Source organism: Methylobacterium sp. AMS5 (assembly GCF_001542815.1).
In the GTDB taxonomy this organism is placed as follows: domain Bacteria; phylum Pseudomonadota; class Alphaproteobacteria; order Rhizobiales; family Beijerinckiaceae; genus Methylobacterium.
Map to the genome: position 1 here is coordinate 3,753,112 of NZ_CP006992.1, position 22,451 is coordinate 3,775,562.

A 22,451-nucleotide genomic window follows, 5' to 3' on the forward strand; every position below is an offset into this window, starting at 1 on the left:
CCAGAACCGTCCCGGAGAACCGAACGATGCCACGCCTGTCCCGCGCCCTGCGCGCCGTCGCCATCGCCGCAAGCCTGACCGCCGCTCCAGGCCTCGCGCCCACCGCCTTCGCGCAAGAAGTCGGTGCTCAAGCGACCAAGCAATACATTCCCCTCGCGACCTACCGGGTCGGCGCCTACGCCTCGTCCGGCACGCCGGTCTGGGGCGGGACCATCGACTACCTGCGCTACCTCAACGAGGTCGAGGGCGGCATCAACGGCGTCAAGCTGACCTGGGAGGAGTGCGAGACCGAGTGGGCGGTCGAGAAGGGCGTCGAGTGCTACGAGCGGCTGAAGGGCGGCCGTGACGGCTCGCCGGTGCCGCTGTTCCTGCCGCATGGCGATCCGATCACGAAGGCGCTCACCGAGAAATCCGCCGCCGACAAGATCCCGCTGCTCACCACCGGCTACGGCCGCACCGAGGCGATCGACGGACGCGTCTTCCCCTACAGCTTCACCGCGCTGTTCAGCTTCTGGAGCGAGGCCTCCTCGGCGGTGAACTACATCGCCGAGCAGGTCGGCGGGAAGGACAAGCTCAAGGGCCTCAAGATCGCGACCGTCTATCACGACTCTCCCTACGGCAAGGAGACACAAGTCCCGCTCGACCTGCTGGCCAAGACCTACGGCTTCGAGAACATCCAGATCGCGGTGCCGCATCCCGGCAACGACCAGTCGGCGCAATGGGCGCGCATCCGCCAGATCAAGCCGGACTGGGTCTTCCTGCGCGGCTGGGGCGTGATGACCCCGGTGGCGATCAAGACCGCGGCCAAGACGGGCTTTCCCGTCGATCACATCATCGGCGGCATCTGGTCGGGGTCGGAGGAGGACGTGCGCCCGGCCGGCAGCGTCGGCAAGGGCTATCTCGCCATCACCCCGTTCCCGGCCGGGGCCGAGTTCGGCATCCTCAAGAAGATCAAGGCGGCGATCATCGATCAGGGCAAGAGCGACCTGAAGGATCTCAAGAGCTTCGGTTCGGTCTACTACAATTCCGGCGTCATCGAGACGATCATCGCCGTCGAGGCGATCCGCACGGCGCAAGCCCGCTTCGGCAAGCGCCCCCTCAACGGCGAGGAGACGCAGTGGGGCCTCGAACACCTCGTGCTCGACGAGGCCCGCCTGAAGGAACTCGGCGCGGACGGCCTCGTCCAGCCGCTGCGCCTCTCGATCAAGGACCACGAGGGCGGCGGCGCCGGCAAGGTGCTGCAATGGGACGGCGGCAAGTGGAACATCGTCAGCAACGGCTGGGTCAAATCCGACCGTGAGTTGCTCCTGCCGGTGATCTACGAGCGCGCGGCGGCCTATGCCCGCGAGAAGGGCATCACGCCCCGCTCCGAGGACACGGCGGAGGCGGGCGCGAAATGAGCGCTCCCTTCCTCGACGTCGAATCCATCGAGGCGGTCTATGGTGCCTCGATCCTGGGCCTGCGCGACGTGTCGCTCAGCGTGGCCAAGGGCGAGATCGTCGCCCTGATCGGCCCCAACGGCGCCGGCAAGACCACGACCCTGCGGGCGATCTCGAACCTGCTCGGTGCGCAGCGCGGCAGCCTGCGGCGCGGCGCCATCCGCTGGCAGGGCGCGGCGACCGGGCGCCTCGACCCGGCCGACCTCGTCGCCCGCGGCATCGTGCAGGTGCTGGAGGGCCGCCACGTCTTCGGCCAGCTCACGGTGGAGGAGAATCTGCTGACGGGCGGCTATCTCCGCCGCCCGAGCCGGCGCCAGCTCGCGGATGATCTGGAGCGGATCTACGCGTGGTTCCCGCGCCTGAAGCAGCGGCGCGGGGCGAAAGCCGGCCTGACGTCGGGCGGCGAGCAGCAGATGGTGGCGATCGGACGCGCCCTGATGACCCGCCCGACGCTGCTGCTCCTCGACGAACCTTCCATGGGGCTCGCGCCGATCATCGTCGCCGAGATCTTCGCCATCGTCGCCCGGCTCAACCGCGAGGAGGGGATGAGCGTCCTCGTCGCCGAGCAGAACGCCAACCTCGTGCTCGACCATGCCCACCGCGCCGTCGTGCTCGAGAGCGGGCGCGTGGTGGCCTCCGGCTCGAGCGCGGACCTCGCCGCAAGCGGACGGCTCGGCGCGCTCTACCTCGGCGGCGCCGAGGCCGGAACCCGGCACTGAGACCTTTGTCCTTTACCGAACGAGACAGTCGATGAGTGAACCCGACGCCACCCGCTGGGCCGCCCCATTGGCCGCCCCTTGGACCGCTTGGGGCACGCCCCCGAGCCCGCGCTACGAGACCCTCGCCGCGCGCTTCCGGCCCGTCTTCGCCCGCATCCGCGAGTGGGCGCTCGCGCGCGAGCGGGAGCGCGATCTGCCCTACGCGGCGATTGCTTGGCTGAAGGAGGCCCGCTTCGGCGCCCTGCGGGTGCCGGAGGACGAGGGCGGCTTCGGCGCGAGCCTGCCCGACCTGTTCGCGTTGCTGGCCGAACTGGGGCAAGCCGATTCCAACCTGCCGCAGGCCCTGCGCAACCATTTCGGCTTCACCGAGGACACCGTCGGCAGCCCGGCGGGCCCGCGGCGGACGCACTGGATCGAGCGCCTCGCGGCCGGCGACCTGTTCGGCGGCGCGTGGTCCGAGACCGGGACCGCCGCGGTCGGCACCTTCGAGACCCGCATCCACCGCAGCGGCGCGGGCTGGGGGCTGACGGGCAGGAAGTACTACACCACGGGCTCGCTCTTCGCCGACTGGATCGACGTCGTCGGCACCGGCGAGGCGGGGGAGGAAACCTCGGTGGTGGTGCCGGCCAAAGCCCCGGGCGTCGAGATCATCGACGATTGGGACGGGTTCGGCCAGCGGCTCACCGCCAGCGGCACCGCCCTGTTCGCGGATGCCCCCGCCATCGGCGAGCCGCTGCCGACGGCGGAGCGCTTCCCCTACGGCCCCGCCTTCTTCCAGGCGGTGCATCTGGCGACGCTGACCGGCATCGCCCGGGCGGCGGCGGGCGAGGTGGCCCAGGCGGTGCGCGAACGGGCGCGCACCTATTCCCACGCCGCCGGAGCCCGTCCCAGCGCCGACCCGCAGGTGCTTCAAGTCGTGGGCCGGGTTCACAGCCTCGCCTACGCTGCCGGAGCGATCAACCAACAGGCGGCGCAGGCCGTGCAGCGGGCCTACGAGGCGCGGGTCGGCGGCCTGTCCGAAGCGGAGGCGCAGACGATCAACGTGGCGGCGGAGATCGAGCTGGCACAGGCCCAGAGCGTGCTGACCGGCCTCGTGCTCGATGCCGGCACGATCCTGTTCGACGCGCTCGGCGCCTCGGCCACACGCCGCGGCCTCGCGCTCGACCGCCACTGGCGCAACGCCCGCACGATCGCCTCGCACAATCCGCGCATCTTCAAGGACCGGGTCGTCGGCGATTACGCGGTCAACGGCACCGAGCCGCCATTCCAGTGGAAGATCGGCCGCGTGGCCGAACCCCGCGCCTGAGGCCCACGCTCACGGTGCCCGTGCGGGTGGGCACTACGCATTCGGACGCAGCTTGCGCGGGCATCCGCGACGCGTTCCAATCCCGGTGCAACCGCACCCGGCCGATGCCGTTGTCCGCGAGTCTCTCGGAGACGGTTCTCTGCCAGGCCGCCCGATCACGGCGCGGACGCGGCGACGGGAGATCCGGACTCCGCGACCAAACCGCATCACGAATCTCCCATGCCGCAAACGAGTGGTTCCCCGCCGGATCCGTCGCTGTTCCAGCGCTTCATCCCCGAGATCGCCCACCGGACGAGCGGCGAGATTCTGGCCCATCCCGACTTCGCGGCGATGCGCCAGCGCTACGTCGCCGGCACGACGGCGTGCTACGAAATCGCCTCCTTCCCCGGAGGTTGGCAGAGCGCGGCCTATCGGGTCGCGACCATCAGCGCGATCATCTGCCTCCATGCGGCCTGGGATCCGGCGGACCGGGCGACGTGGCCGACGCTGGCGCGGCTCAAGGAGGCGGGAGCGACCTTCGGGCTCTCGAGCCCGCGGCAGATCGATGATCTCATCGGCCGCCTTGTCGAGACGAACTACGTCGTTCTGGAGCGCCCCGATGCCGACGGCCGGCTGCGGCTGCTGGTGCCGACGGACAAGCTCCTGGCCTGGGATCGGGTCTTGCTGTCAGCCTATTACGGCGTGCTGCAGGACCTCTATCCGGACCCCGGATACGGTCCCGCCGTGTCCCGCGATCCGACCCTTCATCTGGCCCAGCGCCGGGTCTCGGTCGGGATGTTCGACGTCATCGGCCGGTTCATCGCACGAAACGGCGACATCGTCCCGTTCCTGCAGATGTATCAGGGCTTCCAAGTCCTGATGCGGGTGATCCTGCTGCGGGAGGCGGGTGCGGAGGCCACGATCCGCGACGGCGATTTCTCCGATATCATGGCGCGCTTCGGGATATCCCGCTCCCATGTCCGCAACATCCTGGCGGCGGCCGAAGCGGGGGGCCTGCTCACGCATGACGGCCGGGGACGCAAGCATCTCGCCCCGACCCCCCGCGGCCTGGCGGCCGTTGACCGTTTCATCGCGGACACCCTCGCTTCGCACGACATGACCTATCGCATGGCGCTCGCGAGCCTGGAGGCGGAACCGGCCCGCTCGTCGGGCACGGCCGCCTGATCCGACGGCGTCTTCCGCGAGCGGCCCGCCGCCTGCGCCGACCCAACGAAAAGGGCCGGCTCCCCCGAGGAAGCCGGCCCCTTCTGTCGTCCCGAGCCGAACTTCGGCGCGGATCGCCTTACCGCAGGAGCTGCAGGATGCCCTGCTGCGACTGGTTGGCCAGCGACAGCGCCGAGATCGCCAGCGAGTTGCGGGTCGAGAGCGCCTGGGAGTTGGCCGCCTCCTCGTTGAGGTCGGCGCTGGTCAGGTTGGCAGCCCCCGTATCGAGGACGGTGATGATCTGCTTGGTGAAGTCCTGCCGGTTCTGCACCACCGCGAGGTTCGAGCCGAGCGCGGCCGCGCGCGACTGGAGCTGGCTGCTGGCGCTGTTGATCTGATCGACGATCTTCTTGATGGCGCTGCTCTCCTGGAAGTTGGTCTGGCCCACCGCCGAGAGGCCGAGGCTGGCCGCGTTGGTGGCGCTGCCCTGGACCTTGAGCGAGGACGAGCCCTTCTCGTTGAAGTTGATCGTGAGGTTGTCGCCGGACAGGAGGTTCACGCCGTTGAACCCGGCATCCGAGGCGAGCTGGTCCATCTGCTTGAGCAGGTCGTTGTAGGTCTGCACGAGGTTGTTGCGGGCGTTGAGGCCGTCGCCGCCGAGATTGGCCGTGGCGGTGCCGGTGGTGAACGGGTTGCCGGTGCCACTCGCGAGGATCGACAGGTTCTGGGCACCGACGTCGTTCGAGGTGGTGATCGAGATCTTGCCCGTCAGCGAGTCGATGGTGGCCTGGGCGTTGGCCGGGGCGAGCGCCTCGTTGAGCTGGGCCAGCGTCGAGATCTGGCCCGGCGCGGTCCCGAAGGTGATGGTGGCCGTGTTGATGCTCGTCCCGCTGCCGACCTGGACGGTGATCGACTTGCCGGCCAGCGCGCTCTGCGAGGATGGCGCGCCGGCACCCGCCGCGAAGTCCGTCGCGGTGAAGCCGAGGTTCGACACCTTCGAGGTGGCGGTCGAGCCGTCCCCGAGTTGCACCGCGGTCCGTGAATCGGCGGCGGTGAAGCTGAACTTGTTGGTCGCCGCGTCGTAGCTCGCGGTCACCGCGCCGTTGGTCGCCGCCCCGACCTTCTGCACGAGCGAGCCGATCGTGTCCGTCGCCGTCAGGTTCACGGTCTGGCCGTTGACCGAGAAGCTGTCGCCGCCCTGGAAGCCGAGGGTCGAGATCAGCGAGGTCTGGCCCGGATCGGAGATGCCGGCGACCGAGGCTTCCGTGCTCGCGAGCCCGAGCGTGTTGAACTCCGAGCCCTTGATCGTGAACGAATGGCCGTCGGCGCCCCCCGTGAAGGTGAGCCTGTTGCCGTCCTTGCCCGCGGTGACGCCGGTGATCGAACTCTTGGCGTTGATGGCGGCCATCGCCTCGTCGAGCGTGGCCGAGGCCGCGATGGCGATCTCCGTGCCGTTCACCGTCACGGATTGCGCGGCGCCCTGGTTGTTGTTGACCCGCTCGGTGATACCCGAGAAGCCGCTGGAGGCGGCATTGCTCGACTGCACGGTGAAGGCGGAGCCATCCGCCTTGCCGGTGAGCTTGATCTTGCCCGCGTTGTCGGGATCGACGGCGGCGCTGACGCCGGTGGTCGAACTCTTGGCGTTGATGGCGGTGATGGCGGCCGCCTGGTCGTCGCCGGCCGCGATGTCGATCGGGGTGCCGTTGACCGTCAGCGTCTGCGCGGCGGAAGCCTTGCCGTTGTCCGCGGTCACCGTGCTGGTCCCGAAGCCCGCCGTGCTGTTGGGGCCGCCCGTCACCGTGAAGCCGGCGCCGGTCGCCGCGCCCTTGAGCACGATCCTGCCGTCCGCCGAGGCCGAGGCGGTCACGCCGGTCGTGCCGGACTTGTCGTTGATCGCCGCCAGGGCGCCCGCCAGAATCTTGGCGTCGCTGTCCCCGGCCGCGCCCCCGCGGATCGTGATCTGCTGGTCGCCGCCGGTCGCCCCCTTGATCGTGATCGTCTGGCTGTCGGCGGCCTTCTGACCGGTCGAGAGCAACGGCGTGGCGGTGAAGCCGCCGCCGGGGCTGGTGCTGGCAACGTTCAGCGCGGAGCCGTCGGCCTTGCCGGTGAACACGAGCGTCCCGCTGGCGCCACTGACCGTGATGCCGCTTGTTCCGTTTTTATCGAGTTCCGCCTGGATCTTCCCGGCGGCGAGCGTGGCCGACGTCTCTGTCGACGTGAGATCGACAGAGTAGGTTGTCGCGGTGGCGCCCGAGCCCGACGTGATCGTCAGCTTCGCGCCGCCGGAGCCGACGGCGGGAGCCGCGTAGGGGGCGGTGGCGCTGAGGGTGCCGGCCACAGCGGTCCGTTCCCCGGTCGAGGCCTGCCCCGCATTGACGAAGCCGCCGGCTTCCGCGGTGGCTTTGACCGTCAGGGCAACGTTGTTCGTGCTGCCGGTGAAGGTCAGGGTGCCGTTGTTGTTCGCGACCGTGATGCCGGTACCGCCCAGACGCGTCGTGAGGGCCGTCTCGAGGTCACCGGCGGTCATCCCTGCCGGGATGTCGAAGGAGATCGGCGTCGTGCTGTTCGCTCCGGACGCCTCCGAGATGACGATACGCGTGCCGCCGGTGCCAGGTGCCGTGTAGGTGACACCGACCGTGCCCTTCGAGCTCGCGGTCTGGTCGGTGGACGTCGTGCCGGTCCCGCCGGTGAAGCCCGCATCGGGGCCGGTGCTGGACACGGTCAGGGCGGAGCCGTCGGTCTTGCCGGTGAAGACGAGCGCAGTGCCGCCGGCGTTGAGCGCGACCGAGATACCGCTGTTCTGGTCGAGCTCATCTCGAATCTTGGTCAAGGCCGTGCCGATCGCATCGCCCTGCGCGAGTTCGACGGTGATCGGGCTGTCCGTTCCCGACTTGATCGTCAGCTTCGCGCCGCCCGCTCCGGGCGCCGCGTAGGTGCCGCCCGTGACGGTGCCGCTTTGCGCCTGCTGGGCATTGCCTGCACTCACCGAATTGGTGAAGCCGGCCAGCGCGACGCCGCTGGTGATGCTCAGGGCGTCACCGTTGCTCTTGCCGGTGAAGACAAGGTTGCTGCCGCTCACCGCGGCCTTCATGCCGCTGGTGCCGAACGCGTCGTTGAACTTCCGGGCCGCGGTCTCCTTCGAGTCGCCGGCCGCGAGATCGACGGTGAAGGTGTTTCCGTTGCCGCCCGCCCCCGAGGTGACCGTGAGGCGCGTGCCGCCCGCGGTTGGAGGGCTGTAGGCCGCCGTCAGCGTCCCGGCCACCGCGCCGGCGGGGGCCTGGAAGGCACCGCCGGCCGTCGTCGTAGCGGGGGTGCCGTCCGGGGTGAAGACGCCGCTCACCGTGGCGGCGAGACTCGTCGTCGTCGGCGTCGCCGAGAAGCCGCTGGAGACGGGATTCGAGGAGGCGACGGTGAAGGCGGAGCCGTCCACTTTGCCGGTGAGGAGGAGGCGGGTGGCGTCGGCCGGATCCTTGGCCGCGGAGACGCCGGTCGTGCCCTTCTGATTGTTGATCGCCGTGACCGCCGCGTCGATGTCGCCGCCGCCCGGAATGGTGATCAGGGTGCCGTTGATCGTCAGCGTCTGGGTCGCCGCCGGCGCGCCGTTCGCCGTGGTGAGCGCGGTCGAGCCGAAGCCGAGGGTGTTGCCGGGGCTGCCCGTCACGGTGAAGTTCGTGCCGTCCGCCTTGCCGCTGAGCACCAGCCGCTGTCCGGTGCCGCCGTCCGACTCGAAGCTCGCGAAGACGCCGGTGGGCGTGGGGCCCGCATTGGCGTCGTTGATGGCCTTGAGCACCGCCTTCCTCACATCGGCCGCATCAGCCCCCGCCCGGCCGCCCGAGATCGTGATCTCGCGGGTGCCGATCGTCAGCTTCTGGGTCTGGGCCGCGACGTTGTCGGTCGAGACCGCCGCCGTGGCTCCGAAGCCGGTGCCGGCCGCGCCCGTGCCGCTGGCCGAGACCCGGATCTGGTCGCCGTTGGTGTCGCCTGTGAAGGCGAGCTTGCCGTCACGGTCGAGCGAGACCGCGACCGTCGAGCGGTTGTTCTGATTGGCCGGGTCGGCATTGAACGTGTCGATTTGGGTCTTGATCTCCTCGACCGCCTGGTCGGCGGTCATGTTCTGATTGAGATCGACCGTGATGGTCCGCTCGGTCGAGCCGGTGCCGGCCTTGATGGCCAGCTTCGTATCGCTGCCGAAACCGGCCGAGGCGAAGGCGCTGCCTCCGGTCACCGTCCCCGCGACCGCGTTGCCCGGTGCGCTGAACGCGGACGCCGCCGTCGCCTTGGCCGCCGTCGGCGTCGTGGCGGTGAAGCTGGTCCCGCGCATCGTCGACGGCGCGGCGGTCGGCTTGTAATCGACGCTGCCGGTCACCTTGGCCGCCACCGCCGCGGCGGGCTTGCCGTCCACCAGGGTGCCGACCGCCTTGTCGGAGAGCGCCGCGGTCGGGCCGGTGGAGAGCAGGTTGGCGGCGCTCGCGCCCGACAGCGCCGTCGAGACCGAGGCGGCCTTCGAGGTGAAGGCGTTGGTGGCGGCGAGCGCCTGCTGCGCCGTCGATTTGAGCTGGCTGGTGAGGCTCTGGAGCTTGGACAGGCCGGTATTGGCCGCCTGGATCGTCTGGACGCCGTTCGAGATGCCGTCGAGCAGGGACGACAGCTCGGTCGAGCGCCCGCTCAGATTGGTGGCGGTGAAGAAGTTGATCGGGTTGTCGAGGGCCGAGTTGACCTTCTTGCCGGTCGAGAGCCGGCTCTGGGTCGTCGCGAGCAGGCTCGCGGTGTCCTGGAGCGAGAGCAGGTTCTGCCGCGTCGCGGCCGAGAGCGTGATGCTGGAAGACATGGGGCGACGCGATCCTCAGGGAGCCGACGTGTCGGCGGTGAGGGGATGAAGCGCCCGGCGCGATTGATGAGGATCTAAGTATTTTTGCCAGATACCGCCGATTACGTCTCATAAAATCTCACGATGGTAGCGTTTAGTCTCAAAACTATATTGTGCATCAAAGTATATCTAAAAGGTCGCATTTCGTCTCAAATGCGGCATCGGCGCCGCCATCCGGCATTTGCCGGCTGTGACGCGCTCTTGCACATCCAAAGGGCGGCGGGGGCAAAGGGCGGCGGGGGATGCTCCGGCAAGCGGGCCGAGCCGGAAACCGGAGCATCCGAGATCGTCGCAAAATTTGACACGGCGGCCCGATTGTCCAACTTCGGGACAGGCGGTATTCGATGAATGATTGGATAAAGGCGACTGAAATGATCCGGAAACCAGCAAGCACCGATTATTGATGCATTTTAGACCGCAATGCCGTATTTAATTACGGCGTTCGCGAGGCAGATCTGCCTTCAGTATGTGTATCGGCGCTCATTTCAATAATGAGCCGAACGTGCGGCCGGCAAAAATTTAGTGCGGTGACGAGCCGCAACTCCCTTTCTCAGAGACTGCCCGGACATGTCGAGGATACTTCGAAGCTGCTTCGATCCGCCGACGGATCCTGTCGCCTTGCGCGAAGCCTGGATGGGGGCCATGTCACCGCTCTTCCAGGCCACCCTGCCGAGCGGGCGCCTGTTGTCCGGTCCGATCACGATGGACAACTATCATCTCGGTGATCTGCTCGTCGGCGAGGTTCGGGCGCCAGCCCAGATCCTGGAGCGGACGCCGCGCATGGTGGCGCAACAGGGCCTCGATCATCTGTTGCTTCAGTTCTACCATTCCGGAACCAGCCGGGTCGAAGTGGCTTGGGGCGAAACCGATGTCGCCCGGAACACCTGCGTCCTGTTCGACCTCGCCCAGCCGGCGACCGTGGTCGCCGAGCCGGTCCACGCGACCAATCTCCTCCTCCCGCGCGCCCTCGTCGCCGAGAAGGTGCCGAATCTCGAGACGCTGCACGGCCGCGCCTTCGATTACGCGACGGATCGCATCAGCCGTCTGTTCTTTACCTGCGTGCGCGAACTCGTGGACTGCGTCGATGTTCTCGAGGTCCACCAGCTTCCGCATGTGAGCCAAGCCGTGGCGATGCTCGGCAGCGCCTGCCTGCGCGGGCAGGTGGCGGACCGGCCTGCGAGCGAAGTGCAGCTCAGCATCACGATCCGCCAATACATCGAGAAGGAACTGGCCTCGCCGGGCCTCGATGCCGAGACGCTCGCGCACCAATTCGGCCTCTCCCGCGCGACCCTCTACCGGCAATTCGCCTCGGAGGGCGGCGTGCAGCGCTTCATCCGCGAACGGCGCCTGCTGCGGGCGATGAAGATGCTGACGCAGGCCGGCCCCGCGGGGCGCCCGCGGGTCTCCACGGTCGCCTATGCCACGGGCTTTGCCGACGAGAAGACCTTCAGCCGCGCCTTCAAGCGCCGGTTCGGCTTCCTGCCGCGGGAGACCGAGATCGGTTCCAGCGTCTGGGGCCGGACGGCCGAGGCGCAGCCGGTTCTCCAATCGTGGCTCAAGGAACTCGCGGCGTGAGATCCCGTCGGTGATGCGTCGGCGTCAAGGCCGGGCGGTCCGAGGGAGGCTCCGACGGGTGACGGCCGGCTCCGGGGGATGTTCTCGACGACAGGGGTGAGCCGGCCACCAACATGGCCGCCTTCCGCTTGATCCATCTCAACGCCGAGCCTGCGCCCGGACGGCAGTCTCTCCCGAACGGCCGACCAGCCGCATGACGGGAGATGATCCATGAATCTCAAATCGCTCCTCACCCTCGGTCGCCACACCCACGCGCCCTCGACCGACGCGGGCGCCGCGGCGCCGCCCCTGCAGCGCGTGGCGGAGCAGATGTTCGGCGATCTGCGCTTCGGCCTTCCGTTCTTCCAGGGCGGCGCCGCGCCGCGCATGGATGTCGTCGAGAAGGATGGTCGGGTCGAAATCACCGCCGAATTGCCCGGGCTCGCGCGTGACGACGTCCGGATCGAACTGGCCGACGACACCCTCGTCATCAGCGGCGAGAAGCGGCAGGAGCGGGAGGAGACCGAAGGCGCCCGCAAGGTCACGGAGCGCGCCTACGGCGCCTTCGTGCGCGCCCTGGAACTGCCTGCCGGCATCAAGGCCGAGGACATTCAGGCGAGCATGGACAAGGGGATCCTGACGGTGACGCTGCCCAAGGCGGCGCTGACGCGGCCGGAATCCAAGCGCATCGACATCAAGTCGCCTTGAGGACGGCTCGGATGCAGTCGATGACCCCACTGACGTGGCTCGTCCGGCGGCTGGACGAGGCCGCCCTGCTCGGCGAGGCGGAGCGCCGGGCACTCCTCGCCCTCGCACCGCAGGAACGGCTGGTACCGGCCCGGGCCGACATCCGCGACGGGCAGAAGGCGGGGGGCGCGCACCTGATCGTGCACGGCGTCGCCTGCCGCACCGCGATGCTATCCGACGGCACGCGCCGGATCCTCGCCCTGTACTTTCCCGGCGACCTCTGCACCGTGGACCGCGGCGCGGCGGACCCGTTGCCGGGCGCCATCGAAACGCTCTCCCCCTGCACCGTCGCCGACATCCCGTCCGGCACGATCGACAGCCTGATCCGGAGCCATCCCGGCATCGAGCGGGCGCTGTGGTGGCTGACGCTCGTCGAACTCGGCATCGGGCAGCAATGGCTGATCAATGCCGGCCGGGAGGCGGAGCGGCGGATCGCCCACCTCATCTGCGAGGTGTGGGCGCGGTCGCAGGCCGCCGGCCGGGACATGCAGGCCGCCGGCAGGGACCTAGAGGAGTGCTTCGCGAGCGGCGTCCGGCAGGCGGTCATCGCCGACATCGCCGCACTCTCCACCGTGCATGTCAGCCGGGTGCTGCATGCCCTCCAGGCCGCGCGCCTGATCACCCTGAACCGCGGCGCGGCGGCCATTCCCCAGCCCGCCCCGCTCATCGCCTTCGCAGGCTTCGACCCCGGCTACCTGCACCTCCCCGATCACGCCGCGCGGGCCAAGCCGGAGCACAGCGCGGGGATACGGCGCGACCCGGTTCCCTGGACCGGATCGAGCAGGGATTTCGGACACGAGTCGCGAACCTGACCGCGCTTGCTCCGAATCACGCTCGGCACGATGCCGCGCTCCCGCCCGTCACCCTCGTCCGGCAGGAACTCTCTCATGACCTATGCCAGCATCATGGTGGCCGTCGATCTCGGGACGGAGGCGCGCGACCGCGTGCGCCTCGCCGGCCATCTCGCCGACGACTTCCGCGCCCGGCTGATCGGCGTCGCGGCGGAAGAGGCCTCCTATGCCGTCCCGCCCATCGGCCCTGTACCGGCGAGCGCCTACGCGCTGGCCGCCAACAGCGAACTCATCCTGAACGATCTCAAGCGGGCCCATGCCGTCTTCGAGGAGGCGGCGGGCACCCGCAGCCGCATCGAGTGGCGCTCGAATCTCGACTTCCCGCTGCCGTTCCTGATCGGGCAGGCCGCGGCAGCCGATCTCGTCGTGGTCGGCCGCAAGCCCGCATCCGGCCCGCCGCTGTGCTCGGTCGATCCGGGCGATCTCGTCATGCATCTCGGCCGCCCGGTCCTGGTGGTGCCGCCCGACCTCGACCACCTCGACGTCCGACGGGTTGCGGTCGGGTGGAAGAACACCCGCGAAGCCCGCCGTGCGGTCAGGGACGCGCTGCCGTTCCTGACGCGGGCCTCCCGCGTCGTCGTGGTCTCGATCGACGACGGAGAGCGCGCGGACGACACGGCCGACGTCGTCGGGTTCCTGCAGGCTCATGACATCGAGGCCACCGCGATCCGCAAGGCGACCGGCGGCAGCGCGACCTCCCTGGCCCTGGTGGACGCAGCCGCCGAGCAGGCCGCGGACCTGATCGTCATGGGCGCCTACGGCCATGGCCGCCTGCGCGAATGGGTCTTCGGCGGCGTCACCCGCGATCTCCTGGCCGGCGCACCCGTCTGCTGCCTGCTGAGCCACTAGGGCGCATTCCGACGAAGTGGACATCGGTTCGCCGAAAGAATGCGCGTCAAAACAAAGAGCTAGAGACGCCGGCCTGATGCAATGGGGTCGGATACGGCTCTAAAAGCCGCATCCGGCCCAGAGCCGCCCGCCCGGAGCCGCCCGATGACCGAGTCTTCCAACCTCAAGATTCCCCACGGGGGATACGTCGTCGTCGGCGACGGCCGCCGGGCCCTGGTGCTGCGCAACGAGGGCCATGCGCTGCACCTCGCCCTTCGCGTGCAGCATCTCTTCGAGGCGCCCCCCAACCCGCCGACGCGCGAGCAGGGCACGGACCGGCCGCCCCGCGTCCGGCAGGGGGAGCGCCGCAGCGCCATCGAACAGACGGATTGGCACGCGATCGCCGAGGCGCGCTTCGCGGAAGAGGTCGCGGCCGCGCTGGACCGCATCGCCGACGCGATCCCCGCCCTGATCGTCGTCGCCCCGCCGCGCACGCTCGCATCGTTGCGGCAAGCGCTATCCGAGCGCCTCAAGCGCGTCGTCATCGCCGAGATCGACAAGGATCTGACCAAGCTCTCGATCGAAGAGATCGGGCGCCGCCTCACCGATGCGTGACGCGGCCGTCCCTTCGATCGCAGGGTCCGATCAGGCGGATGTCAGCCGATCCTCGACGGCGGACAGGCCGGGAGCCGACCAGGCTGCCGACTCGCACCACGTGTGGTGGTCGGGCGGCGTCGCCTCGCCGCTGCGGGACTTGTCCGGGTAGCGGACCTCGATCTGCTCGACCATGGCGCGGACGCCGCGAACCCGCAGCGTGACCCGCCCGGCGATCCCCTTCTCGGCGCAGTTGCGCACATGCCCGCGAAGCGTCACGACACCGCTCTCAACGGTGACGCCGATCTGCGCCGCATCGATCATGGGTGCGAGTCCCAGCGCCGCAAGCACGTGTCGGCGCACGGTGATGTCGTCCATCTCCCGCCTCCTCGCTTCAAGGTTTCAGGCGTTCAGAAGGCCAGCCAGAACAGCGCGATCGTCACCACCGAGGCGGTGGCGGCCAAGCTCAGCGCCTGCAGGCTGCCGATGGTCCGGTAGCGGGCGATGTCCCTGACGACGCCCGCGGTCGCCGGCCTGCCGGTTCCGGCCGCCGTCTCGCCGCGCGGCACCGGCCCGGCCGGCGCCCGCACGTAGCGCACCGTCTCGATTTCGATGGATCGAAGCACCACACTCATCGCTCGCTCCCGTCTTCGTCCGACGGTCGCCATCCTGCCGCGCCGGCGGCACGACGCCTTGATTCACCTCAAGGCGACCGCAGTCGAACCCGTCATCATCGCCTCGCGGGAGAATTGGCCGAGCGGGGGCCTGCAAGGCGTGCGCGTCGCCCGGAGAGCCGGAACCGGATCTGCCCCGACGGGATCGCCCCGGGGTTCTTGCGCTGGATCAAGGCGGATGCGGGTCGCTCCGTCACTCTCCGGGCGGTGTTCGCCACCGGAGCAGACCATGCCGAAGCCGCCGCCCGTCGCCCTCACGGGCATCCGCGACATCCTCGTCGGCCTGACCGAGGAGGGCCGTGGGGACGAGGCCGCGAGCGCACTCGGCATCGGCCTGTCGCTCGCGGGGATGGCCGGCGCCCATCTCACCGTCCAGTCGGCGGCCCGCCGCCTGACCATGGTCGGCGGGTCGGGCTGGGGGTTCGTCAACGATCTCGTCGCGCAGGAGAACCGGCGGTTGAGCGCCCGCGCCCGCGCCATCGCCGAACGCGCCGCGACGGATGCCACGCTCGAGGGTGTGACCTGCTCGATCGAGGCTCCGGCGCTCGCCTATCCCGAACTCGTCGGCCGCCTGACCGCCCGCGCCCGGCTCGCGGACCTCACCATCCTGGACGCCGAAGCGCGGGAGGTCGACCTCGATCGCGACCTGATCGACGGAGTCCTGTTCGGGAGCGGGCGGCCGCTCCTCGTGGTGCCGCCGGGTTGCGAGACGTTCTCGGCACGGCGGATCGTCATCGCCTGGGACGGCAGCGCCCAGGCCGCAAGAGCCGCCAACGACGCGCTGCCGTTCCTGCGGGCGGCCGAGGCGGTCGAGATCGTCTCCGTCGTCGGCGAGAAGGATCTCTCGACCTCGGTCGCGGGCGCCGAATTCGCCCCGCACCTCGCCCGCCACGGTGTCGACGTCTCGGTGACGAACGTACCGGTCGACGGCGACGCCGCAGAGACGCTGAGACGGCAGGCCGGCCTTCTCGGGGCGGAGATGCTGGTGATGGGCGCCTACCGGCATTCACGCCTGAAGGAATGGCTCCTCGGCGGTGTCACGCACGCGCTCCTGACACGCTCTCCGGTGCCGCTGTTCCTCGCCCATTGATCGCCGAACCGGTGTTCGAGACGTGGCGACGCGTCCTCGCCGATGCGGCCGTGACGAGGACGCGCGGGACGATGGGAAAGGTCTCCCGAATGACGGCGTACCCGCAGATGTCCTCCGCATCGCCGGCGACGGGAGCGCCATCGACAGTGTTGTCGCGGATATCAGGTCCGGGCCGATGCTCGCATCGGAGATCCTCGCTCGGCTGGGCCGGGGAGGGCGCTGCCACACGCTCCGGAGCCTCGGATCGAGCGGGAAGCCCCGGCCTTCCAGGGGAGAGCGGCCGGAAACGGGCACGCCCGGTTGCCGGAGACGCGCGATGATCGCGGCCCTGTCGGTCGCTCTGCGCGAGCGCGTCGTCGCGGCGGTGGCGGACGGCGCATCCCTGTACGCGGCGGCCGCGCGCTTCGGGGTGAGCGTGGCGAGCGCGAGCCGCTGGTGCCGGCAGGCGCGCGAGACCAGCAGCCTTACGCCCAAACCGCGCGGCGGCGACCGGCGCCCGCACACGATCAAGGCGCATGCCGAGGCGATCCTGGCCGTCTACGAGGAAAGGCCGGCGCTCCTCCTGACGGAACTGCGCGCCGTCCTGGCCGGGCGCGGGATTCCGATCAGCGAGAGCAGCCTGTCGCGCTTCTTCCGGGACCACGCCATCAGGCGCGCGGACCACGGATCACGCGGCCGGGCGGCGGCCGGACACGAAAACCGGGCATGAGGCCGTCTCAATTCTCGATCACATGGCGGAGGCGGGAGCGGTGAAGCGTGATCTGCCGACTCCCGGAGCGCCGCAGCGCCCCGTTCTCCTCGAGTTGCGAGAAGGTGCGCGAGACGGTCTCGATGGTGAGGCCGAGATAGTCGGCGATATCGCGCCGGGTCATCGGCAGGGCGAGCGTCCCGGTGCCGCCGAACCGCCCGTCGACCTCGATGAGAAAGGCGGCGACGCGCTCCTGGGCGGAACGGCGACCGAGCAGGAGCATGAGATCCTGGGCGTCGCGCAAACTGGTCGTCGCCATGCCCCAGAGCTGGCAGGCGACCTCGGCGCTGCGGGTGGCGGCCCGCTCGATCTGCCGCCGCTGGAAAATCAGCACCCGGGTGTCCGAGAGCGCCTCCGCCGTGTGCCAGTGGGTGTCGCCCTGCTCGAACCCGAACAGGTTGCCCGCCAAGTGGAAGCCGGTGATCTGGCGCCGGCCATCGCTCAGGATCTTGTGGGAGCGCACCGCCCCCTCGACGACCCGGTAGACGAACTCGGCGTCCTCGCCCTCGCCGTAGACCTCCTCCTCGCGGGCGTAGGAGAACGGTGTGCCGACGAGATCGGGGCAATCGGCGAAGAGGCCGCATTCGTGGATGCTCATGCGCGGCGTGCGCGCACCCGGAGCGACCGGAACGGATCTCGGCGGCGGCTTCGTGCCCATCGGTTCGCTCCTCATCCGTCTCGATGAGGTGAGAGTGGTCGCGCCAAGGCGCCGACGAAATTCCGGATACTCTCTTAAGTAGTTCTGCTTAAGGACAACTACTTAGGGATGCATATCGTCTCGCCGCCTCGCCAGCGGTTGCGCGCATGGGCACGGATCAGGCCTGGGATCCTGCCGGTCCCATCTGCCGTCAGTGGGCGTCCCACGAATCAGGGACGGACCGCAATTCCATGTATCATGCGAGGTCGATTGCGCAAGATCAACGCCGTAACGCGTACGGGCTGTCAGCCTCTGCATCAGCCGGAGAAGGGAAGGCGCACGCCGTGTCCCCTCACGTTGCGCCCTGGGCCGATCCGCGCAAGCCGCCGCGCCCGCAAAATCCCGCGGCGGGCTGTCTCTCTCGCCCCTGGATGCAGGGCGGCGGGCCGCTCCCGCCATCGGCGAGCCAACCCGCGATCCCGTCGAGGGCAACCGGTGTCTCGATCCGCGACATCCCGGCGGCGCGGGCCCGCATTCGGATGGCCGTCTCGGGAGGATCAGGAAGGCGGCAACGCGGCCATCCCGTGATCGACCGCGAGCCCGCCTCACACGAAGCCGGCGAGCACGGCCCAGCGCACCAGTTCCTGCAGGCTTCCCGCCCGCGTCTTGGCCATGACCTTGGCCCGGTAGATCTCGACGGTTCGCGGGCTGATCCGGAGCCTTCGCCCGATCTCCTTGCTGGTGCCCCCGGTCACCAGATGATCGAGAACCTGGCGCTCGCGCTCGCTCAAGGTCGCCAACCGCCGCATGAAGTCCTGCAGGATCGGATCGGCCGAGCCGTTATGCCCACCCTGCTCCAGGGCGGCCTGCAGCGCCCGCAGGAGCGCCTCGCCATCGAACGGCTTCTCGATGAAGTCGCACGCCCCAAGCTTCATCGCCTCCACCGCGAGCGGCACGTCCCCGTGCCCCGTCATCATCACGATAGGAAGCGTGTGACCGGCCGAGCGGAGGGAGCGGAACAGTGCCAACCCGTCGAGGCCGGGCATGCGGATATCGGTCAGGATGCACCCCCGGAGCGGCTGCGTGAGTCGCGCCAGCAAGGCCGTTCCCGCCTCGTAGAGCCGCACGTCGAAGCCGGCCGTGTCGAGGAGGAACGCGACCGAGTCGCGCATGGCGGGGTCGTCGTCCACGACATGCACGAGGGCAGGGGCCATGGGCTACCGCCCTCTCTCGGGTGCGGTCGGCAGCGTCAGCCGGAAGGTCGCCCCGCCCGCGGCGTTGGACCCGACCCAGAGGCGGCCGCCATGCGCCTCGATGATGGTGCGGCAGATCGAGAGTCCGACGCCCATCCCGGCATCCTTGGTGGTGATGAAGGGCTGGAACAGCCGGTCGGCCACCTCCTCGGCGATACCGGGGCCGGTATCCGACACCGCGACCTCGGCCAAATCCGGCGAAACCCGCCGCGTCGCGACGGTCAGCTCGCGCCGGCTGCTGCGCTGCATCGCCTCGCAGGCGTTACGCATCAGGTTGACCAGTACCTGCTGCACCTGAACCCGGTCGACCAGCACCGATCCGACCTGCGGATCCGGCACGACGTGGGCCGTGATGCCCTGCTCGCCGGCCGCCGCCAGGGTCAGGGCGCCGGCCTCCTCGATCATCGTCGCGACCGGCTCGACCCGCTTCTCCGTCTCGCCACGGGCGACGAATTCCCGCAGGCGGGCGATGATCTGCCGGGCCCGCAACGCCTGCTCGGCCGCCTTGTCGAGAACCTCCTGTGCCCTGGCGATGGTCTCGGGGTCGGGATGGGCGAGGAGGCGGCGGCAGCCGTTGGTGTAGTTGGTGATGGCGCCGAGCGGCTGATTCAGCTCGTGGGCCAGGGTCGTCGCCATCTCGCCCATGGCGCTCAGGCGGGAGACATGCCCCAGCTCGGACTGGAGTTCCTGAAGCCGCGCCTCGGTCCGCCGTTGCGCGGTGAGGTCGTTGATGAAGCCGGTGAAGAAGGTCCGCTCGCCCGAATGCATCTCGCCGATGGCCAGCTCCATCGGAAAGGTCGAGCCGTCATGCCGTCGCCCCGTCACGCACCGCGTGGTGCCGATGATGTGGCGCTGGCGCGTCCGCCGATAGCGCTTGAGGTCGGCAGCATGTCCATCCGGCATCGGCTCCGGCATCAGGATGCGGACGTCCTGCCCGATCGCCTCGCCGGCCGCGTAGCCGAAGAGGCGTTCGGCCGCCGGGTTGAGCGAGTGGATCAGCCCCGCCTCGTCGAGGACCACCATCGCCTCCGGCATCGTGTCGAGGATCGAGCGGAGATGGGCCTCGCGAGCGCGCAGCTCCGCCTCCACCTGCTTCTGCTCTTCGATGCTGAAGACGACCCCGCGGTGCCGGTGGGGCCAGCCCTCGGCGTCGAGATGCACCTGCCCCCGCGAGCGCAACCAGCCACCCCGCCCATTCGGCGGCACGACACGGTATTCGATCTCGTAACTGCCGCCGTCCCGCAGCACGCTCTCGATGGCGTGAGCGCGGGCTTGGCGGTCGTCCGGGTGGACCAGATCCTGGGTCGCGGCAAAGCTCGTCAGTCGTTCGGATGGAATGCCGAAGAGGCAGCCGCAGGTCTGCGAAGCGGTGACACGGCCGGTGGGAATGTCCAGCGACCAGATGCAGACACCGACCTCGTGGAGGGTCTCCCGGAAGTCCTCGGCCGTCAGCGCTTCACCGCCCACCTGAATCGCTTCAGCCGCGGCCATGGAAAGCGTCATCGATTCCATCCCGGAATTCTCTGCGTAGGATTCTGTGATAGTTTTTGAATAAATTCAAATTGAATTATGTCATTTGATAAATCACGAGCCAATCAATCAACTCGCACCGGAAGATTTTAATCTATTCCCTAAGCGTACCGCAATTTGTACCTGCATTGATAGTCACAACGAGAAATGAATTCGCTGGTTCCTCAACGTCGAGACGGCTTCATACAACCTCCCGCCTCTGGAATGGCACCACCGACGATGGTGGTATCCCCCGTTTGATCCCAGAGGAAAAATCCTTTGCGTTGAATCAAGGCCGTCGGGCGCCCGCCGCTCCAACGATGGAGCGGTTCAGACCGGAGTCCTGCCATGTCCCACCCTGCCTCATCCGCGCTCACCGGCATCCGCGACGTCCTCGTCGGGATTGCCGTCGAGAACGAAAGCGACAGGGATTCGCCGGCCATCGGCTACGGCCTGTCACTGGCCAGGGACGCAGGTGCCCACCTCACGCTCCAATCGGCGGCCTGGCGGCTCTCGGGCGACAATCGCTGGATCAGCGGTTTCGACGACGGCAGCGTCGCGGATATCGACCGGCGCCTCGATCGGCTGGCCCGCGCCATCGCGGACCGCACCGCGGGTGATGCGGCGCAGGCGGGCGTCGTGTGCACGACCGAGACGCCGAGCCTGCACTATCCGGCCATCATCCAGCGGCTGGCGGAACAGGCACGGCTGCACGATCTGGCGATTCTGGATGCCGAGGTCTGGACCTGCGACCTCGACCGCGAGGCGATCGAGACGACCCTGTTCAAGAGCGGTCGCCCGGTCATCGCGGTGCCGCCGGGGCACACGGGCTTTTCCGGCCGCCGGATCATCGTCTCTTGGGACGGAAGCGCCCAGGCGGCGCGGGCCGCCAACGACGCGATGCCGTTCCTGCGGGCGGCCGAGGCGGTCGAGATCGTCTCGATCGGCGACGCGGCGGATATCCGCGATTCGGTGCCCGGGGCCGAGTTCGCGCCGCACCTCGCGCGGCACGGGGTGAACGTCACCGTCAACAACCTGCCCGTCTCCGGCTCCATCGGCGACACCCTGCGGAGCCAAGCCGGTCTGTTCCGGGCCGACCTGATCGTGATGGGCGCCTACCGCCATTCCCGCACGCGCCAGTTCTTCTTCGGCGGTGTGACGCGCTCGCTGCTGCGAAGCTGCCCCGTTCCGCTGTTCCTGTCCCGCTGAGGACCTCTTCGACCGGGCCCCAACCGGCGCCGATTTCTGGCGTTCCACCAAGCTTTCGCTAACGCTCACGCACGCGGCGGTGACCGCATCGGCGGACGACCGGAGCCGGCTTCACCTTTCAGAAACGGACGGGGCTGTTAGTGGGCCCGTCCACCATAGGGTTGCCGTCGAAGCGCCCGGCTGGGCGCGGGGTGCCGACAGGACTGGGACAAAGCTCGATGCTCGCTCTCGTCCTCGACGATGCCGAGATGAACAACCTGGTGATGGTCGCCTCGTTGCGGCCGCTCGCCGGTTGCACGCCGCAGGCCTTCACCGTGCCGGCCGAGGCGCTCGCCTTCGCGGCGATGCGGGCGTCCGAGATCGGGGTCGTCATCACCGACTACGAGATGCCGGGCATGAACGGCGTCGAATTCATCCGGGCGGTGCGGCGCCTTCCCGGCCTCACCAACGTCCCCACGATCATGGTGACGAGCCACGACCAGCGGAGCCTGCGCCGCGAGGCGCTGGAGGCGGGAGCGACCGACTTCCTCACGAAACCCGCCGACGCGGTCGAGATCCGTGCCCGCGTCACGAACCTGCTCGCCCTCTCCGCGGCCCACCGGGCGCAGCGCGACCATGCCGCGCAGCTCGCCCGCGAGGTGGCGGCGGCGGTGGCCCTGGTCGAGGAGCGCGAGCGCCAGATCGTCTCGACCCTCATGCGCGCCGCCGAGCACCGCGATTCCGACACCGGCGATCACATCGCCCGCGTCTCCGCCTATGTCGGGCTGATCGCCGAGGCGATGCGGATGCCCGCATCCGATGCCCGTCAGCTCTGTCTGGCCGCGACCATGCACGACGTCGGCAAGATCGCCGTGCCGGACGCGATCCTGCTCAAGCCGGGCGCCCTCACCCCCGAGGAGCGCCGGGAGATGGAGCAGCACGCCGACCGGGGACGGCGCATCCTGGGCGGAAGCGATTCGCCCGTCATGCGGCTCGCCGCCGAGATCGCGGGAAGCCACCACGAGCGCTGGGACGGGACCGGCTACCCGTATCGCCTGAAGGGCGAGGCCATCCCCCTGTCCGGCCGCATCGTCGCGGTGGCCGACGTCTTCGACGCGCTGACGACCCAGCGTCCCTACAAGCAGGCTTGGTCACCGGAGCGGGCGCGGGCCTTTCTGCAGGAGAACGCCGGCTCCCACTTCGACCCGGCCATCGTCGAGGCGTTCCTGAGCCGCTGGGCCGACGTCCAGACCTTCCTCGATCTCGGCCGCGACACCGCATCCGCGGCCGCCTGATACGGCTTT

General features: G+C 69.2%; 19 protein-coding genes. 13 read left to right on the forward strand and 6 right to left on the reverse strand.

Features of this window, described 5'->3' with window-relative positions:
• Positions 1-26: 26 nt before the first annotated feature.
• The 4 genes from Y590_RS16920 (at position 27) to Y590_RS26505 (ending at position 4,628) form a co-directional block, all read left to right on the forward strand.
• A complete protein-coding gene (locus tag Y590_RS16920) occupies positions 27-1,400 on the forward strand; it encodes an ABC transporter substrate-binding protein (RefSeq protein ID WP_060770868.1) in 1,374 nt (457 codons plus the stop codon).
• Positions 1,397-2,158 carry an ABC transporter ATP-binding protein gene (locus Y590_RS16925; RefSeq protein WP_060770869.1) on the forward strand — a complete coding sequence of 254 codons (762 nt, stop codon included), beginning with the start codon at positions 1,397-1,399 and terminating at the stop codon, positions 2,156-2,158. The genes Y590_RS16920 and Y590_RS16925 overlap by 4 nt, the downstream gene beginning before the upstream one ends.
• A gap of 31 nt (positions 2,159-2,189) precedes the next feature.
• Positions 2,190-3,464, forward strand: a complete 1,275-nt coding sequence (locus Y590_RS16930) for an acyl-CoA dehydrogenase family protein (RefSeq protein WP_060770870.1) — start codon at positions 2,190-2,192, stop codon at positions 3,462-3,464.
• A gap of 219 nt (positions 3,465-3,683) precedes the next feature.
• Positions 3,684-4,628, forward strand: coding sequence for a helix-turn-helix domain containing protein (locus tag Y590_RS26505; RefSeq protein ID WP_060770871.1), 945 nt, complete (start codon positions 3,684-3,686; stop codon positions 4,626-4,628).
• 118 nt (positions 4,629-4,746) lie between these two features.
• On the opposite strand, the gene Y590_RS16940 is transcribed toward Y590_RS26505, so the two are convergent.
• On the reverse strand, positions 4,747-9,435 hold the full coding sequence (locus tag Y590_RS16940; RefSeq protein WP_060770872.1) for a flagellin hook IN motif-containing protein: 4,689 nt from the start codon (positions 9,433-9,435) through the stop codon (positions 4,747-4,749).
• Positions 9,436-10,116: 681 nt separating this feature from the next.
• On the opposite strand from Y590_RS16940, the gene Y590_RS16945 reads away from it, so the two are divergent.
• The 5 genes from Y590_RS16945 (at position 10,117) to Y590_RS16965 (ending at position 14,069) form a co-directional block, all read left to right on the forward strand.
• Positions 10,117-11,049, forward strand: coding sequence for a helix-turn-helix domain-containing protein (locus Y590_RS16945; RefSeq protein WP_060770873.1), 933 nt, complete (start codon positions 10,117-10,119; stop codon positions 11,047-11,049).
• A gap of 210 nt (positions 11,050-11,259) precedes the next feature.
• Positions 11,260-11,736: an Hsp20/alpha crystallin family protein gene (locus tag Y590_RS16950; protein WP_060770874.1), complete on the forward strand. Its 477-nt coding sequence runs from the start codon at positions 11,260-11,262 to the stop codon at positions 11,734-11,736.
• Between the two features lie 20 nt (positions 11,737-11,756).
• Positions 11,757-12,587 carry a Crp/Fnr family transcriptional regulator gene (locus tag Y590_RS16955; protein WP_286161763.1) on the forward strand — a complete coding sequence of 277 codons (831 nt, stop codon included), beginning with the start codon at positions 11,757-11,759 and terminating at the stop codon, positions 12,585-12,587.
• 75 nt (positions 12,588-12,662) lie between these two features.
• Complete coding sequence (locus Y590_RS16960) at positions 12,663-13,475, forward strand: universal stress protein (protein WP_060770876.1); 813 nt, start codon at positions 12,663-12,665, stop codon at positions 13,473-13,475.
• 144 nt (positions 13,476-13,619) lie between these two features.
• On the forward strand, positions 13,620-14,069 hold the full coding sequence (locus Y590_RS16965; RefSeq protein WP_060770877.1) for a host attachment protein: 450 nt from the start codon (positions 13,620-13,622) through the stop codon (positions 14,067-14,069).
• A 30-nt stretch (positions 14,070-14,099) separates the two neighbouring features.
• Here Y590_RS16965 and Y590_RS16970 read toward each other — a convergent pair whose 3' ends face one another.
• Both Y590_RS16970 and Y590_RS16975 read right to left on the reverse strand, forming a co-directional pair.
• The gene (locus tag Y590_RS16970) at positions 14,100-14,426 is read right to left on the reverse strand and encodes a BON domain-containing protein (protein WP_060770878.1); all 327 of its coding nucleotides are present in this window, start codon (positions 14,424-14,426) and stop codon (positions 14,100-14,102) included.
• Between the two features lie 32 nt (positions 14,427-14,458).
• Positions 14,459-14,683: a hypothetical protein gene (locus Y590_RS16975; protein ID WP_060770879.1), complete on the reverse strand. Its 225-nt coding sequence runs from the start codon at positions 14,681-14,683 to the stop codon at positions 14,459-14,461.
• A 268-nt stretch (positions 14,684-14,951) separates the two neighbouring features.
• Here Y590_RS16975 and Y590_RS16980 point away from each other — a divergent pair, with 268 nt between their 5' ends.
• A complete protein-coding gene (locus tag Y590_RS16980) occupies positions 14,952-15,812 on the forward strand; it encodes a universal stress protein (RefSeq protein ID WP_060770880.1) in 861 nt (286 codons plus the stop codon).
• A gap of 316 nt (positions 15,813-16,128) precedes the next feature.
• A complete protein-coding gene (locus tag Y590_RS16985) occupies positions 16,129-16,521 on the forward strand; it encodes a helix-turn-helix domain-containing protein (protein WP_060770881.1) in 393 nt (130 codons plus the stop codon).
• Positions 16,522-16,528: 7 nt separating this feature from the next.
• Here Y590_RS16985 and Y590_RS16990 read toward each other — a convergent pair whose 3' ends face one another.
• From Y590_RS16990 to Y590_RS17000, 3 genes are all read right to left on the reverse strand, one after another.
• Positions 16,529-17,218: a helix-turn-helix domain-containing protein gene (locus Y590_RS16990; RefSeq protein WP_060770882.1), complete on the reverse strand. Its 690-nt coding sequence runs from the start codon at positions 17,216-17,218 to the stop codon at positions 16,529-16,531.
• A 584-nt stretch (positions 17,219-17,802) separates the two neighbouring features.
• A complete protein-coding gene (gene fixJ / locus Y590_RS16995; RefSeq protein WP_060770883.1) occupies positions 17,803-18,411 on the reverse strand; it encodes a response regulator FixJ in 609 nt (202 codons plus the stop codon).
• 3 nt (positions 18,412-18,414) lie between these two features.
• Entirely contained in the window at positions 18,415-19,962 is a 1,548-nt protein-coding gene (locus tag Y590_RS17000) for a sensor histidine kinase (protein WP_060770884.1), read from the reverse strand.
• 345 nt (positions 19,963-20,307) lie between these two features.
• Between Y590_RS17000 and Y590_RS17005 the strand changes: the two genes are divergently transcribed.
• Together Y590_RS17005 and Y590_RS17010 are read left to right on the forward strand one after the other, a co-directional pair.
• Positions 20,308-21,168 carry a universal stress protein gene (locus tag Y590_RS17005; protein ID WP_060770885.1) on the forward strand — a complete coding sequence of 287 codons (861 nt, stop codon included), beginning with the start codon at positions 20,308-20,310 and terminating at the stop codon, positions 21,166-21,168.
• A 218-nt stretch (positions 21,169-21,386) separates the two neighbouring features.
• Positions 21,387-22,442, forward strand: coding sequence for an HD-GYP domain-containing protein (locus Y590_RS17010; protein ID WP_060770886.1), 1,056 nt, complete (start codon positions 21,387-21,389; stop codon positions 22,440-22,442).
• Positions 22,443-22,451 lie beyond the last annotated feature (9 nt).

Excerpts from the sequence above, each read along its gene's own strand:
- Y590_RS16920 (WP_060770868.1), top strand. The coding sequence starts at position 27 with ATGCCACGCCTGTCCCGCGCCCTGCGCGCCGTCGCCATCGCCGCAAGC.
- Y590_RS16925 (WP_060770869.1), top strand. The coding sequence starts at position 1,397 with ATGAGCGCTCCCTTCCTCGACGTCGAATCCATCGAGGCGGTCTATGGT.
- Y590_RS16930 (WP_060770870.1), top strand. The coding sequence starts at position 2,190 with ATGAGTGAACCCGACGCCACCCGCTGGGCCGCCCCATTGGCCGCCCCT.
- Y590_RS26505 (WP_060770871.1), top strand. The coding sequence starts at position 3,684 with ATGCCGCAAACGAGTGGTTCCCCGCCGGATCCGTCGCTGTTCCAGCGC.
- Y590_RS16940 (WP_060770872.1), bottom strand. The coding sequence starts at position 9,435 with ATGTCTTCCAGCATCACGCTCTCGGCCGCGACGCGGCAGAACCTGCTC.
- Y590_RS16945 (WP_060770873.1), top strand. The coding sequence starts at position 10,117 with ATGTCACCGCTCTTCCAGGCCACCCTGCCGAGCGGGCGCCTGTTGTCC.
- Y590_RS16950 (WP_060770874.1), top strand. The coding sequence starts at position 11,260 with ATGAATCTCAAATCGCTCCTCACCCTCGGTCGCCACACCCACGCGCCC.
- Y590_RS16955 (WP_286161763.1), top strand. The coding sequence starts at position 11,757 with ATGACCCCACTGACGTGGCTCGTCCGGCGGCTGGACGAGGCCGCCCTG.
- Y590_RS16960 (WP_060770876.1), top strand. The coding sequence starts at position 12,663 with ATGACCTATGCCAGCATCATGGTGGCCGTCGATCTCGGGACGGAGGCG.
- Y590_RS16965 (WP_060770877.1), top strand. The coding sequence starts at position 13,620 with ATGACCGAGTCTTCCAACCTCAAGATTCCCCACGGGGGATACGTCGTC.
- Y590_RS16970 (WP_060770878.1), bottom strand. The coding sequence starts at position 14,426 with ATGGACGACATCACCGTGCGCCGACACGTGCTTGCGGCGCTGGGACTC.
- Y590_RS16975 (WP_060770879.1), bottom strand. The coding sequence starts at position 14,683 with ATGAGTGTGGTGCTTCGATCCATCGAAATCGAGACGGTGCGCTACGTG.
- Y590_RS16980 (WP_060770880.1), top strand. The coding sequence starts at position 14,952 with ATGCCGAAGCCGCCGCCCGTCGCCCTCACGGGCATCCGCGACATCCTC.
- Y590_RS16985 (WP_060770881.1), top strand. The coding sequence starts at position 16,129 with ATGATCGCGGCCCTGTCGGTCGCTCTGCGCGAGCGCGTCGTCGCGGCG.
- Y590_RS16990 (WP_060770882.1), bottom strand. The coding sequence starts at position 17,218 with ATGGGCACGAAGCCGCCGCCGAGATCCGTTCCGGTCGCTCCGGGTGCG.
- fixJ (WP_060770883.1), bottom strand. The coding sequence starts at position 18,411 with ATGGCCCCTGCCCTCGTGCATGTCGTGGACGACGACCCCGCCATGCGC.
- Y590_RS17000 (WP_060770884.1), bottom strand. The coding sequence starts at position 19,962 with ATGGAATCGATGACGCTTTCCATGGCCGCGGCTGAAGCGATTCAGGTG.
- Y590_RS17005 (WP_060770885.1), top strand. The coding sequence starts at position 20,308 with ATGTCCCACCCTGCCTCATCCGCGCTCACCGGCATCCGCGACGTCCTC.
- Y590_RS17010 (WP_060770886.1), top strand. The coding sequence starts at position 21,387 with ATGCTCGCTCTCGTCCTCGACGATGCCGAGATGAACAACCTGGTGATG.